The 13842-nt window shown below is 47.2% G+C and carries 15 protein-coding genes; 5 read left to right on the forward strand and 10 right to left on the reverse strand.

All coding sequences use genetic code 11. The features are described 5' to 3' along the window. Nucleotides 1-6: 6 nt before the first annotated feature. From PGR23_RS14295 to PGR23_RS14330, 8 genes are all read right to left on the reverse strand, one after another. On the reverse strand, nt 7-2130 hold the full coding sequence (locus PGR23_RS14295; RefSeq protein ID WP_047046322.1) for a peptidase domain-containing ABC transporter: 2124 nt from the start codon (nt 2128-2130) through the stop codon (nt 7-9). Then, nucleotides 2123-3412 (reverse strand): HlyD family secretion protein, encoded by a 1290-nt coding sequence (locus PGR23_RS14300; protein ID WP_047046320.1) that lies wholly within the window; start codon nt 3410-3412, stop codon nt 2123-2125. The genes PGR23_RS14295 and PGR23_RS14300 overlap by 8 nt, the downstream gene beginning before the upstream one ends. Nucleotides 3413-3499: 87 nt before the next feature. Beyond that, nucleotides 3500-3871 (reverse strand): hypothetical protein, encoded by a 372-nt coding sequence (locus PGR23_RS14305; protein ID WP_047046318.1) that lies wholly within the window; start codon nt 3869-3871, stop codon nt 3500-3502. 63 nt (nt 3872-3934) lie between these two features. After that, a complete protein-coding gene (locus PGR23_RS14310) occupies nt 3935-4303 on the reverse strand; it encodes a hypothetical protein (protein WP_047046316.1) in 369 nt (122 codons plus the stop codon). Between the two features lie 202 nt (nt 4304-4505). Then, on the reverse strand, nt 4506-5522 hold the full coding sequence (locus PGR23_RS14315) for a fimbrial protein (RefSeq protein ID WP_063414409.1): 1017 nt from the start codon (nt 5520-5522) through the stop codon (nt 4506-4508). Between the two features lie 23 nt (nt 5523-5545). Continuing rightward, nucleotides 5546-8089: a fimbria/pilus outer membrane usher protein gene (locus PGR23_RS14320; protein WP_396280008.1), complete on the reverse strand. Its 2544-nt coding sequence runs from the start codon at nt 8087-8089 to the stop codon at nt 5546-5548. Between the two features lie 35 nt (nt 8090-8124). Continuing rightward, a complete protein-coding gene (locus PGR23_RS14325) occupies nt 8125-8811 on the reverse strand; it encodes a fimbrial biogenesis chaperone (RefSeq protein ID WP_045396422.1) in 687 nt (228 codons plus the stop codon). Between the two features lie 57 nt (nt 8812-8868). Beyond that, on the reverse strand, nt 8869-9432 hold the full coding sequence (locus tag PGR23_RS14330; RefSeq protein ID WP_045396419.1) for a fimbrial protein: 564 nt from the start codon (nt 9430-9432) through the stop codon (nt 8869-8871). Nucleotides 9433-9932: 500 nt separating this feature from the next. Here PGR23_RS14330 and PGR23_RS14335 point away from each other — a divergent pair, with 500 nt between their 5' ends. Continuing rightward, on the forward strand, nt 9933-10490 hold the full coding sequence (locus tag PGR23_RS14335) for a winged helix-turn-helix domain-containing protein (RefSeq protein ID WP_045396416.1): 558 nt from the start codon (nt 9933-9935) through the stop codon (nt 10488-10490). Between the two features lie 164 nt (nt 10491-10654). Here PGR23_RS14335 and epmB read toward each other — a convergent pair whose 3' ends face one another. Next, a complete protein-coding gene (gene epmB, locus PGR23_RS14340) occupies nt 10655-11686 on the reverse strand; it encodes an EF-P beta-lysylation protein EpmB (RefSeq protein WP_045396412.1) in 1032 nt (343 codons plus the stop codon). A 42-nt stretch (nt 11687-11728) separates the two neighbouring features. Here epmB and efp point away from each other — a divergent pair, with 42 nt between their 5' ends. The 4 genes from efp to sugE all read left to right on the forward strand — a co-directional run bounded on the left by efp (nt 11729) and on the right by sugE (nt 13245). Further along, the gene (gene efp, locus PGR23_RS14345; RefSeq protein ID WP_003855940.1) at nt 11729-12295 is read left to right on the forward strand and encodes an elongation factor P; all 567 of its coding nucleotides are present in this window, start codon (nt 11729-11731) and stop codon (nt 12293-12295) included. A 64-nt stretch (nt 12296-12359) separates the two neighbouring features. Then, nucleotides 12360-12491 carry an entericidin A/B family lipoprotein gene (locus PGR23_RS14350; protein WP_047066041.1) on the forward strand — a complete coding sequence of 44 codons (132 nt, stop codon included), beginning with the start codon at nt 12360-12362 and terminating at the stop codon, nt 12489-12491. Nucleotides 12492-12642: 151 nt separating this feature from the next. Beyond that, nucleotides 12643-12789 carry a lipoprotein toxin entericidin B gene (ecnB, locus tag PGR23_RS14355; RefSeq protein WP_015368653.1) on the forward strand — a complete coding sequence of 49 codons (147 nt, stop codon included), beginning with the start codon at nt 12643-12645 and terminating at the stop codon, nt 12787-12789. Nucleotides 12790-12927: 138 nt separating this feature from the next. Beyond that, nucleotides 12928-13245 (forward strand): quaternary ammonium compound efflux SMR transporter SugE, encoded by a 318-nt coding sequence (sugE, locus tag PGR23_RS14360; RefSeq protein WP_045380130.1) that lies wholly within the window; start codon nt 12928-12930, stop codon nt 13243-13245. Here the strand turns inward: sugE and PGR23_RS14365 are convergent. Further along, complete coding sequence (locus PGR23_RS14365; RefSeq protein WP_047046300.1) at nt 13242-13772, reverse strand: lipocalin family protein; 531 nt, start codon at nt 13770-13772, stop codon at nt 13242-13244. The two genes, sugE and PGR23_RS14365, sit on opposite strands and share 4 nt — an antisense overlap. Nucleotides 13773-13842: the final 70 nt, after the last annotated feature.

Raw genomic sequence — 13842 nt, forward strand, 5'->3', positions numbered from 1 at the left:
TTCTCCTTACGCTGGCATTGGTATTTTTGATTGCGACAAATCAATAACCCGATCGGCAGAGGCGATGGTTGACGGGCGGTGGGCAACGATGACGCGGGTAATACTGAGCCCTGAAATCGATTGGTTGATAACAGACTCATTTCTTAAATCGAGATGGCTGGTGGCCTCATCCATAAATAGAATGCTCGGCTTACGATAAAGCGCGCGGGCAATCAAAATACGTTGCTTTTGGCCCCCGGAAATCCCTAAACCTAGCTCACCGACGATGGTTTCATAGCCCATCGGCATTTTCATGATTTCGTCATGGATGTTGCAGCGTTTGGCGCATTCGACGACAAAATCCAGATCGGCGTTGTCTTCAAAGCCGCTGATATTATCAATAAGCGAACCGGAAAAGAGCCTGTCCTCCTGCAATACGCAGGCGGTTCCCTGGCGATAGTTATTTAAACCTATTTTCTGGATATCGAGATTATCGGCAAACACATCGCCGCTGGTGGGGGAGAGCAGCCCGCACATCACTTTCAATAGCGTGGTCTTACCGACGCCGGACGGGCCGACCAGCGCGACGGATTCACCGGGCTCAACGGTGATGTTCAGGTTTGAGAAAATCGGCTGTGAAAATGGATCGTACTGATAGCTAAGATTTTTGACTTCAAGCCTGGCGCCGGCATCTTTCGAAAAGACGTCCCGTGATGGCAACTCTTGCTCGGGTTCGCTGAAGACGATTTCAGAAAGACGTTCGTTATGCAGCGAGAGCATGCGCAGCTGCATGGTCAGGTCAACCAGGCTGGATGCGCGCTGGGAGAACTGGCCTCGGTAGGCGTTAAAGGCCATAAACATACCGAGGGTCATTTCATTATCAATGACCATAATGGCGCCCAGCCACAGTACCGCTACCTGATCGATAGCGGTAATGAAGGTATTGATACCGCTAAACATCATGTCGAAACGGGTCTGTTTGATCCCCGCATTACAGGCGTCGATGTTGATATTCAGCCAGTGCTGAGAGCGGCGTTCTTTCAGGTTCAGCGCTTTGATGGTCGAAATACCGTACAGCGACTCCATAAAATGTGAACTGGAGCGCGCGCCTTTGATTACCTGTTCTTCAGCAACGCGGCGATAGAAGCGATAAGTTCCCAGACGCATAAGGGCGTAACATAAGGTAAAGCCGACGACGACCCATGTTAGCCAACCGCCGTACAGGGTGAGCATAATCAGAAGGCCGATCGTCATGATCGAGTCGATAATGCCGCTGACGATGCTATTAGTGAACGTGGAGCGAATGGTATCCAGCGATGAGAAACGGGACTGAATATCCCCCAGATGACGCTTTTCGAAAAATGCCAGCGGCAGGCTGGCCAAATGATCGAAGAGAGTGGTTTTCCACTGAATGTTGGTCAACGTGTTGAGCGTCAGTGAGGTCCATGCGCGCAGCATGCTGATAAAGGTGCGAAAGAGGGTAAAGAAAACCAGGCCAATACAGATCACCGAGAGCAGGCTCTGATCGTGGGCCATGATCACGTGGTCAGTGACTAACTGTGTGCCTATCGGCAGCAGTAAGCCGATGGCTTCAACGACGACGGAAAAAGCGAAAATCTTCAGCAGCGCAGATTTTAAGCCAACGATATTGCGCATCAGGTCTAACAAACGCAGGCGAGATTTGGCTTTTTCCTGCTGGAAGTTCTGATCGGGCCATAGCTCTAACGCGATGCCGGTAAAATTATTCGACATTTCCTGGATGCCGATAATACGTTTACCCAGGGCTGGATCGTGGACGATAAAGCTGGATTTACGCACTTTGGTCAAAACGACATAGTGGTTCATTCCCCAGTGGATAACACAGGGCAGCTTTAATTGTCTGATCTCATCCAGATCGAGCGATAGCGCCCGGCTCTTTAAACCTGCATGCTCTGCCGTTTTGCTTAATGACATCAGCGTGACCCCCTGAGAGGGGCTGCCAAAGCGCTGGCGGAAATTGAAGAGATCGATATCGAGACCATAATGGCCGCAAATCATCGCCAGGCAGGCAATGCCGCACTCGGCGGCTTCAGATTGCAATATTACCGGCGTCTTTTTCAAGATTGAAAAATTAACTTTCGCCGTAATTTTTTCAAACAGTTCATTAGTCATGAATCGGGCCGCTCACGCTTTGAGTAATCTTATAAACCGGAGTAAACATCCACATGTAGAGAGGGCGTTCTTCAAGGAAGACGACTGCCTGTGCTTTAAGCCCGTTGGACAGACTTAGCGTTTTTCCGTCATATTCGAACTGTTTATCTTTAATTTTGACAATCGCTTTATACAATGCCAGTTCTTGCTGCTGAGGTGTTCCATTATTGACGTTGGTATACTCAGACATTTCCTGTCGTGATGCCGGCATAGAAGATATTGATATTATTTTTCCTGGGAACTGACCAAACTTATCCGATGGGAACGCATCATAGCGAATATTAATAGTATCCCCGGGTTTTAAATACGGGATGGTATTATTTGGCAGCCATAGCACAAGATAATACTCAACATTACCAGTCGGCTTGATCTGAGCCAGGCTGCTACCGTTATCAACCGTCTGACCCAGTGTCGCTGAGAGCGATTCAATTCTGCCATCACTGGTCGATTTGATAATAATATTGCCGTTGGCATTGGATTCAACGAGTTGATTTTTAAAATCATTGGACTGGTTGTATTGACTGGATATTTGGTTGTCAAAGTCGGCTGCTTTAGTGATTTTATCACTGTTCAGCTGCGTGATTTGCGATTCCAGTTGCATCTTTTGACTCACCAGCGACTGATAGGCGCTCTGTTGCTGGAAATATAGAGAGTGCTGATAGTTATATTGGTCTTTAGTTATCAGGCCATTGTTAAGGTATTTATCATAGCTGGAAAGATTGTCGTGCATTTTTTTCAGACCTACCTGGGTATTGACCAGCATACGGTTGGTCTCCTTCAGAGAGGCTGTGGTGGTTTTTAACTGCGCATTTAACGCATTTAATGTCTGATTTTTGTTATCTTCTAGTTTTTTAATGATGTCATCAGAGTTAGCAATCTTTTCATTGATGACTTCAATTTGCGCTGCACTGACATTGCCGCTGGTGGTGCTGCGTGAAATATCAATTTCGTAAAGAGGTTGGTTTTTTTTAACAATATCGCCTATTTTAACATGTTGTTTAACGATAAAGCCTTGCTGAGGCGCAAAAACATTTATAGAGTGAGGAAGGGTAATGACTTCGCCCTGAACATCGACACGTTGAGTAAATTTGCAAAATATCAATGCGCAAATAAGTGCGATAAGAAATAATGCCGATAACAAAGTGATTAACCAGGCAGGTAAACCGGCGAGCAACAAGGCTTTCCCTTTCCAGTGATTTCTTTTGTATTCGATCGCTTCCTTGCGATATAGACTATTAGCCATGATTTTTCATATTAGTGATAAGTGAAATAAAAAGGCTCAGTAATTTTGAGCCTTTAGGTCTTACCTCGTCTAAGGTTAAATAGACTATTAGGACTGGCCCCACGGAATAAAAGTACCCTTAACTACCGCCTCGAATGCTGCATTTGAGTATTCTACAGATTTTTCCCATCCCAGAGCGGCGTAAGTTACTGCGCCACCTACGGCGCCGACAATTAATCCCCAGACCATCCCTACAGCGTTGCCGATCAGACCGAGGCCAAGGATGCCCCCATTATTCCCGGATTGGGTGCCGCCTAATAAAGTCCCAAACGCTCCCCAGGTAACAGCGCCAAGAACTGCTGAGGCGACAGCCTCAGCGCCATTGCTTACCAGGCTAGTGATGCTTGACTGTATAGAAGAAAAGTCCCAGCTATAGCCCCCGGATACCGCTTCCATTTCGAAAACTGTAAGTTCTTTCACAAATCATTTCCTTTGATTAAAAATATTATTGCAGGCTGTTAAATGCATCTTGCATATCAATAATTAGCTTTTCCAGGGCATGAAGGTGCCAGCCAGCAGGCCTTGAATACCCTCTTCAACCAGAGCGACAGAGGCATCCCATCCCATAACAGCACCATTAACTGCCCCGGTGACTCCACCCACGATTAATCCCCATACCATCCCGACGGCATTGCCTAGCAAACCAAAACCGAGAATGCCGCCATTTGCTCCAGATTGGGTACCGCCAATAAGCGTTCCCATTGCCGCCATGCCAGTCCCCAGTAAAACGGCTGAAGCGACAGCCTCAACGCCATTACAAACTATACTGGTAATACTGGATTGAAATGAGGAAAAATCCCATGAGTAACCACCGGAAATACTCTCCATTTCAAAGATAGTTAGTTGTTTCATTTATATATCCTTTTTGTTGTATTATGAGTCCATTGATACTCGAACGGTTCTGATTAGCAGCAAGAATATAAAAATAACTGTTCGACTATTTCAATGTGATGCATTGTGATTATTTTATGAATTATTATTTCATATTCGTTGTTTTTATATGTAAGCGGCACGCATAGTAAAGTTTTATTTTCCTGCGCGTGTCGCGCTGTGTTTATTGTTCCTGGATTACTACTTCTAACATCGCTTTAACTTTACCGTTTGTGATACTATCGACGCTATTGCTCTGACGATAATAATCAGCGGTCAGGTTGATTATTTGTGATGCGGCAGCGCTATTGAAACTATAGCTATCCATATCATAAAATACCAGCGGAGTTCCTGTCTGTTTGAATATGATGCCGACATTTTTAGCGCCAGAGCTATCGGTTATCATATTATCAATGATACCATCGCCAGATGTGCTGGCCGTTCCTACCGGGTTAAACCAGTACATTAATGTATTACCGATGGAACCCGCTGGGCAGCTAATCGTTAATAAAATGTTTTTCTGCTCGGGGGTGACTCCACCGCGGGAGACAGACATTAAGGTGCTTTTCTTTATCCTGTTCAATGTTATTTGTGAACTGGATGGCGATATGTCACAAGAGGTCACCTGGTATTTGGTGCTTTTGAGTTTTATATTCGTCGTATATAAGAGTTTTTCGGTAGTTCCGGGGTTAGTTGTGGGGTTGCCGACAGAAAAACTGATTGACGGATTTGAATCCGAACCTGAAGTGTCGATGACCTGTTTGGTTTTGATAAACCACACGGTGATGAATTTATAGTAATTATCTGAAGTATTCTCAAACGGTACCAGAACTGAGCCTGCCACGGCAGGAACTAATGCGCCATTTCTACTTTCCAGCAGATCGGAAACCTGAAAGCCTATACCATCGATACCTGTCTCATAAACCGGTTTTCCCTGTATTCCCGTGACTCCAGAAACGACAGGTGTACTAATTTCGGTGATGTATTGATCGTTAGTATTCTGATTGCATGAAAAATTTTTATAAGTTTGAGTACCATACTTTGTTGAATATAACACGCTCCCTACGGGAATTGAGTCATCGGTAGGGATCTTCGCGTTGATGGTAAAAGCTTGTCGACGAATACTCCCTGTATAGGTACATTTTGCAGCCGCCTCGCTGCAAATTAATAGAAGCGCGAAGAGAAAAAATATTCTTTTCATCAATATCTGTCCTTAAATGATGATTAGCGGCAAACCGCTTCAACCTGACTTAAACCAGCGGTTTTGCCTTCCCGCGGTGGCAGCGTGAATGGAGCGTTACATTGTTGGTTAGAACTTTTTCCCCACTGCACGTTGAGCGTTCCGGTTGGTTGCAGCCCGGACATATAGACCATCCCGGCATCGCTGACGATACTGGCCTGGCTTTTCGTATCACCAGCCAGTAAGACCATAGCGCCATAAGGAACATCATTGCCGCTGACAGTTTTCAGGTGAATAAAGGCGCGCTGCCCAATCTTGCCGTCGTAGTTGGCCCGCACGATAGCGCCGCGAGTCGGCACCACGGTTTGCGTTGTTTCCGGTAGTTCCATATCATCGCCAAGCGTGGCGGTGTCGAGTGTGATATCGGTGCGACGATAAGGGGTAACATAAGGCACAATGGCATAGCCGCGATAGTCGGTTGAAATGGTGTTATCGGTGCTCAGTTTGACGTCATCCAGCCCTGGAGCCTTAACCAGTACGGCTGCATCGGTAATGTCCTGACCTAAAGTGATGCCGTCGGCGTGCGCGACAATACTGCCGTTGGCACCATAATCAATACGTTGGCTATTGCGATCGTAGCTATAACCGGCGTTAACACTTCCTTGAGAACTGTTATAAGTGGCGCGCATGTCGCCGCTGTAATATTCGCGGTTGCTGTATCCTTGCTGAATACTCCAGTCCAGACTATCGTTTTCCAGTCCGACGCCGCCGATTGCAACCGATTGATCCGTTGAGCCTGGATTGCTATTTGTGAGCTGGTAGCTGGTATAGGTGCCAGGAAGCCAGTTGCTGATCGGTAGGGTAACGGTCAGGGTTATACGCTGATCGTCCTGGGCATCTTTATTAGAGCTATTGCCGCCCCAGGTGTAGCGGCTATAGCTATAACCCAGGTAGAAGTTCACGTTTTTAAACCCACCGTTATAGCCAACGCTGATAGATTTATTGGTGCGTTTATCATCCCAATAATCCTCTACCAGACCACTAATAGAGAGGCTTCCGAGCCCTTTACCCAGGCTTTGGTTGAGTGTCAGGTTGGTTCGATTGCGTAATGAACGGGTGGTATAGCTACCGTCATTAGCATAGCTATCCAGCACCTCGGATAAAGTGTTAAATCCCTCAGTAGAGTACCGGTAGCCAGCGATGGTAATGTTGGTTCCGGTATCAAGGATGTTTTTACCGTAGCGGATTCGCCAGGACTGTCCCGAAGTCTTTTCCCGATCCTGCATTTTTGACCAGGCCTGGGTGACATCCGCTGACGCGGCGCCGAAATCGCCGAGGTTATAGCCGAGACCGGATGACAATGCCTGATAATGTGAGGCCATTTGCATCCCGCCGTAGGCCGTCAGGCTACTGGATACACCGTAGCTTATCGTTGCTTGGGTGAATGGCGTTTCATGGACACCGTCATCATATGGACGATATTTACCTGAAGTGATTTCATATTGCAGCTGGCCTTCGCGTACCATCACCGGCAGCGTGGCGAACGGCACGATGAATTCTTGCTTTGAGCCATCCGATTCTTCTACCGTAACGTATAGATCGCCGCTACCGCCGCTTGGGTACATATCGGTGATTTCAAAGGCGCCGGGCGCGACGTAGGTCTGATATACCTGGTAGCCATTCTGTTTAACGATCACCCTGGCGTTGGTTTTTGCAATCCCACGGATAATTGGCGCATAGCCGCGAAGGCTCTCCGGCAGCATGGAAGTATCCGTTGCCATTTGAATCCCGGTAAACGGCACGCTATCAAAGATACTGGAAAGCGAGGAGCTTTCACCCATTACCAGATTACTATTAAGAGGGCGAATGCTGCGCTGCATGTACAGGTAAGCTGATTCCCAGTTGCTGGATTCACCTTTCGTTTTATTCCATGTGCTCAAATTTCGGATACGCCATGGACCAAGATTTAAACCGGACTGGAGGTTAAGGCTATAGTATTCATCTTCTGATTCGAAATCATTCGAGCCGCTGAACTGGTAATTCATTAACAGCGCGTTAATACCTTCATCAAATTGATCTTCCGGAATAAAGCCTTGCACGACGGTGGATAATGCTGCCTGTGGTATAGAGATATTTAACCGTTGTGCAGTAAAATCGAAATCCGCTTTTGTATCCGGTATTGCTGTTAGATTAACGCAGTTATTGGCATCTTCTTTCAGCGCTGGGAAGGATTTCACTCTGACACCATATTCCGCCAGGTCTTTAAGAGTGAAACAGGGGGCTAATTTGATATCATCACTCTTGTCGGTAGTATGACTATCAATAACAAACTTGATGGTACGGGTATCCAGATATTGGCCATTGAAGACAATATCCACCCGATAATCCCCGGGTGCCTGAGCGTTCCTGGCTTCAAAAATAGATAAATCTGGGGCGTTTGAAGGATCGCTACCATTCAATGAATTGATGAATGAGGGATCGAAGAAATCACGTGCTTGCGCTTTGTTATCCAAACCACAAAAAAACGCTGGCAACAAAGTGATGCAGAGCGTTGATAGTTTGAATAGCTCTTTATTTTTATTTTGCATAAACACATCCCTATAACGTTAATAAAAGTTCCCAATTACAACGGTGATGAATAGAGCGATCCAGCCCCACCATAATCATTAACTATTTTCCATGTCACGCTTGATGCGTTTATATTTCCCTTTAACGTTACTTCTTTTGTTTCCATCGGTGGGACCGTGTTTACTTCATTTTTTATTTCGGCACTGCCAATTTTTATTGTGTTGAAGTAATAGAAGAAAGGTGTCGGGTTTTTAATGAACAATTTATTGCCTGATTTACTCCATTGGAGTTTTGCCGCTTCCTCATTCGGTTTCATATCAAACAGCGATTTTGGCCGATACACCAGACGCATACGGTGGCGAACAGCCAGCTGAATCGTATTGTTTTTGGCGTTGGTCTCATCAGCGGGCGGGATAGCCATAACGTTGAAATAAAATACAGATTCACGATCGGTTGGCGCTGTGACATTATTGGTTGAAAACAAACGCACGGTATTTTGCTGTTTTGCTTCAAGTCGGAATAGCGGCGGAGTAGCCGTGAAAGATGGTGTTTGCCCTTTTGGGGTCTCAATCCAGGACTTAATTAAGTAAGGAATACCGTCTTTGTTCTCTATCTGGGCGGTGATTTCGCGGGCACCCTCTTTGTAGAGATAGCGAGTTGACTCGATGACGATGCCAGCATGTGCAAAACCGCTAATCAATAAAAAAAAGGGAATGAAAAGTTTAAATACGGTGCTTAACATAGCATTTCTCTAAACGGAAAAAAGGGCTCGCCAGACGGCGAGCCCTTTAAAATAGAATTAGATGGTGTAATCGATAGTAAAGGTTGCAACGCCTTTAACTGGACCTTCGGTTACAGCAGTTGTGGCATTTACTTTCACATAACCAGCATAGTAGTTCAGGGAAGTGACGGAACCATCAGTGTAGGTTTCAGACATGGTGCTGGAACCATCGAACTTAACACGAGAACCGTCGCTTACTTTCGCGATACCGATACCGATACCAGCTGCGCCGTCGTCAGCGGTGTTGTCCAGAATGGCCGCATCGCTGCTGGTTGTACCAGTAACAGCAACAGTCAGGCCAGTTGCCGGATCGCTGCTGCCTTTGGCGCAATCAGAAACATCAAAACCAAACTTCTGGCTTTTGAAAAGGGTGTTTGCAGCCTGCGCGTTCGCTTCGCTGGTGGTAACAGAAGTCAGACGAACGATGCCGTTGTTCAGAGTACCTGTCGGGGTGACTACGCAAGAAGAGGAGGAGTCATTGACTTCACCCAGAACGGTCACTTCAGCAGTGTTAGCTGCCATTGCCTGAGCGCTCAGAACTGCAGATGCAGCAACCATAACAGCTACGATTGTTTTTTTCATTTATTTGTCCATGTATAAATACGTAATCCTTGAAATAGATATCGCTCTAATTGCTAATTATTGGTTTGTCTAATTATCCGATAATTGCCCAAGAACTACACTATCCCATCTCTGTACTCCTTGTTGTCCCTTAGGCTAATAAGCAGATGGTGGCCTGCATTTAGCCTAAGACGGGAGCACTGAGGAATCTAATTCGCCGTTAGGGAAAATGCATGTGAATTTTAATTGAATAAATTTTTTAATGTTCAAAGGAACGATTCACATTTTTATTTGAACTATAAGTGATAGCGTTGATTCGATGAATGTTGTGCGGTGTCTCTGGCTTCCATTCAGTTTAAATATCATGTTAGTCTTATCCTGGATGCAAAATCGAGACTCAATGATTGATATGTGAAGCCATCTAATAGCAGGCCTGTTCAAGGCTATTCGCTCAACATTAAAGATGGAATTTCATTAATTTCATGTTTATTTCACATAGCTAATGAAAAAGGGAAGACATTATGGCATTTAGTGAATTCATCATTAACGATGAAGTTATTTTTGATGTGAATATGAGTGAGTTGCGAACTGTTAATGAAAATGGCACTACCGTTAACTTAAATGGGCCGACCGCTCGTTGTTTATTGTTGCTAATAGAAAGTAATGGAAGGATCATTTCACGTGAGGAATTTCTGGAAACAGTCTGGAAAACAAGGGGTGTAATAGTTGCGCAAAACACCTTTTACCAAAATATATCATTGCTCAGAAAATCACTGGTAAAGGCTGGATTATCTCAGGATATCATTATTACCGTCAGACAACGCGGATTTATCCTTGCTACGGATGCAGTGATCACACCAGTGACCAAAGCGGAAGAGGTGAAAGCGAGTCCATCGGCGAATGTAGAGGATCCTGTAAGTGATAGAGAGTGCGAGGAGAGTGAAAGGTACGAAGTTATAGATACTGTAAGTGATAATCGAATCGAAAGTCGCAGAGGGACAGCATTTAAATTACCCAGATGGATTGTGGTGATGTTTATTGTTATGGTTGCAACCAATATACTTTCACTGCTTTTTTAGATGTCTTATTAGCGCATCATTTAATAGATACGCGTATATATAATTATAAATGTTAAGCAAACACTGCCTTCTGGATAACGCTGGTGAAAAATTTTATATCTATTATTTGCCAGGAAAACGCATTTGTCATTTAGGTATCTGCCGGACAGGGCCGGCAGAAAAACTTAGTTTTGTTGCTTTAAACCTAAATCCAGCGGCGTTTTACTCGGTTCGCCGCCTATTTCACGTGCCAATCTTGGCACCATATATCCGGATACCAGCGTTAATAGCTCACGCATGATGGCACGAGCTTCCTCGTCTTCTACCATGAAATGAGCCGCGCCCTGGACTTTATCGAGCACGTGCAGGTAGTAGGGCATTACCCCGGCATCGAACAGCGCATTACTGAGATTCGCCAGGGTTTGTGCATTGTCGTTAACACCGCGCAGCAGGACGCTTTGGTTGAGCAGCGTCACGCGCGCTTGCCGTAGCAGCGCCATTGCCGCCCGGAATTCCGGGCCGATCTCGTTGGCATGATTGATATGGTTAACTAACAATATCTGCAGCGAGGAGGCGCTAAAGCGAGCCGTCAGCCCTTCGGTGATCCGCGCCGGAATGACAATCGGCAAGCGGCTATGGATGCGTAACCGTTTAATATGCGGGATAGCTTCCAGTTGCGTCAGCAGCCACTCCAGTTCGTGGTCTTTCGCCATCAACGGATCGCCGCCGGAGAAAATAATCTCATCTAATTGCGGATTGGCGGCAATGTACTCCAGCGCCGCCTGCCAGTTGCGTTTATTACCCTGGTTCTCGGCATAGGGGAAGTGACGGCGGAAGCAGTAGCGGCAGTTGACCGCGCAGCCGCCTTTCACCAGCAATAGCGCCCGGTTGCTATATTTATGCAGTAGGCCGGGCACCACGCTGTGTTGCTCTTCCAGCGGATCGGTGGAAAAACCAGGAGCGGCAATAAACTCTTCTTGCGCGGTAAGTACCTGACGAAGAAGAGGATCGTGGGGATTTCCTTTCTCCATTCGTGCAATAAACGCGCGCGGCACGCGCAGCGCGAAGAGACGCTTCGCATCACGTCCCGCCAATAGGTTTGCATCTGTTTCCAGATCTAAAAGATGCAATAGTTCATCGGGACTGGTCACAACATCGGCAAGTTGCGTGATCCAATCTTCTCTGGATGGGGTATTTAGGGTTACAATATGCGCCATTTTGTGGCTTAGCTACCAAGTTAAACAATTTCAGAGGGCCTTATGGCGACTTACTATAGCAACGATTTTCGTGCTGGTCTTAAAATCATGATGGATGGCGAACCGTATGCGGTTGAAGCCAGCGAATTCGTTAAACCAGGTAAAGGTCAGGCATTCGCACGCGTTAAGCTGCGTCGCCTGCTGACCGGCACCCGTGTAGAAAAAACTTTCAAGTCCACCGACTCTGCAGAAGGCGCGGACGTTGTCGATATGAACCTGACTTACCTGTACAACGACGGTGAGTTCTGGCACTTCATGAACAACGAAACCTTCGAACAGCTGTCTGCTGATGCTAAAGCTATCGGCGACAATGCTAAATGGCTGCTGGATCAGGCTGAGTGCATCGTAACCCTGTGGAACGGTCAGCCTATCGCTGTGACCCCGCCTAACTTCGTTGAACTGGAAATCGTTGAAACCGATCCGGGTCTGAAAGGCGACACCGCAGGTACTGGCGGCAAGCCGGCGACTCTGTCCACTGGCGCTGTGGTTAAAGTTCCGCTGTTCGTTCAGATTGGCGAAGTCATCAAAGTAGATACCCGCTCCGGCGAATACGTATCTCGCGTGAAGTAATTCATGCTTTGAGACGGTGGGCGCAGCCTTGCTGCTGCGCCTTCAGTTTCGCGCCAGAACTAACATGAACCAGATGCTCAAACTTCTTGCCTTGCTGCTGCTCAGCGGCGCGCTGCTTACTGGATGCAATACCGCCCGCGGTATTGGCGAGGATATCCAGGGGCTGGGGCACGCGATTTCTCACGCCGTTAGCTAGTCTCATTTCATCTGCCTTCCCTGCAATTCATTTTGCTCAGTTCACCCTGAACCTCTTTTTCTCTTAAAAAACGCGACTATCCCTTCATTCTGAATCAGTTTGGCTATGCTTATAGGGCAAGAAAACAAAAACTGTTTATAAGGATGATATTATGGTGAAAAAAACGATTGCGGCGTTCTTTACTGTTTTGGTCCTTTCCTCTGTGCTCACCGCATGTAACACCACGCGTGGTATCGGTGAAGACATCTCTGACGGCGGCAGCGCTATCTCTGGCGCGGCGACCAAAGCTCAGAATTAAACATTACCGGTACGGCCTTGCGCCGTACCGGTCTTCACATTCACGGCGCCGTTGTTTATAATCCCGGCGTTTTCAACCACCTTGCGGGACGACCCGTGAGCGTATCTCATTCGGGGACGGCCCCATTACTGGAGCCTTATGTCCTGGATCATTCTCTTTATCGCCGGTTTGCTGGAAGTCGTGTGGGCCGTCGGCCTCAAATATACCCATGGATTTAGCCGTCTGCTGCCAAGCGTGATTACTATTGCTGCTATGGTCGTCAGTATGGCGCTGCTATCGTGGGCGATGAAATCACTGCCGGTGGGTACCGCTTATGCGGTGTGGACCGGGATCGGCGCCGTTGGCGCAGCGATAACCGGCATTGTGCTGCTGGGCGAATCCGCAAGCCCGATGCGTATCGCGAGCCTGGCCTGTATTGTGATCGGCATTATCGGGCTGAAAATGAGCGCGCATTAATAGCGCTGATTAACCCAAATCAGTTTGCTTACGTCGAAGCCCTGTCGGGTGGCGATATCCAGCATCTGCTGTTTCACCTGCGGCGAAATCTTCGGCGTGCGCGCCAGTAGCCACAGGTAATCACGATCCGGCCCGCAAACCAGCGCATGGCGGTACTCTTTATCCAGCGCAATGACGTTGTAGCCGCCATAGAAGGGGCCGAAGAAAGAGACCTTCAGCGCCGCGCGGTTGGGATCGCCGGTGAACCAGGCAACGCCGTCTGTTTTCTGCCAGATGCCGCGGTCAGGGTTATAACCTTTATTGACCACATCAATGCCGCCATCGCCGCGCAGGCTGTAAGTCGCCGTAACCTTTTCCAGCCCGCTTTCGAAATGATGATCGAAGCGGGCGATTTCATACCAGGTGCCGAGGAAGCGTTGGCTTTCAAATGGGCTGACGACGGTCACGCCAGCGGGAGGAACGGGATTGCTGCACGCAACGCTCAGCAATGACGCGATAACCACGGTTAACACTGGCAGCAGACGCATAGGTATTTTCCTTACCGCTTTTTCTCTAAGTGTAGATAGCGGCAGGAAAAAAGTAGGGTGATTTTGTCGA

It is taken from the genome of Klebsiella sp. 141162, from assembly GCF_050600755.1.
Classification (GTDB): Bacteria; Pseudomonadota; Gammaproteobacteria; order Enterobacterales; family Enterobacteriaceae; genus Klebsiella; species Klebsiella aerogenes.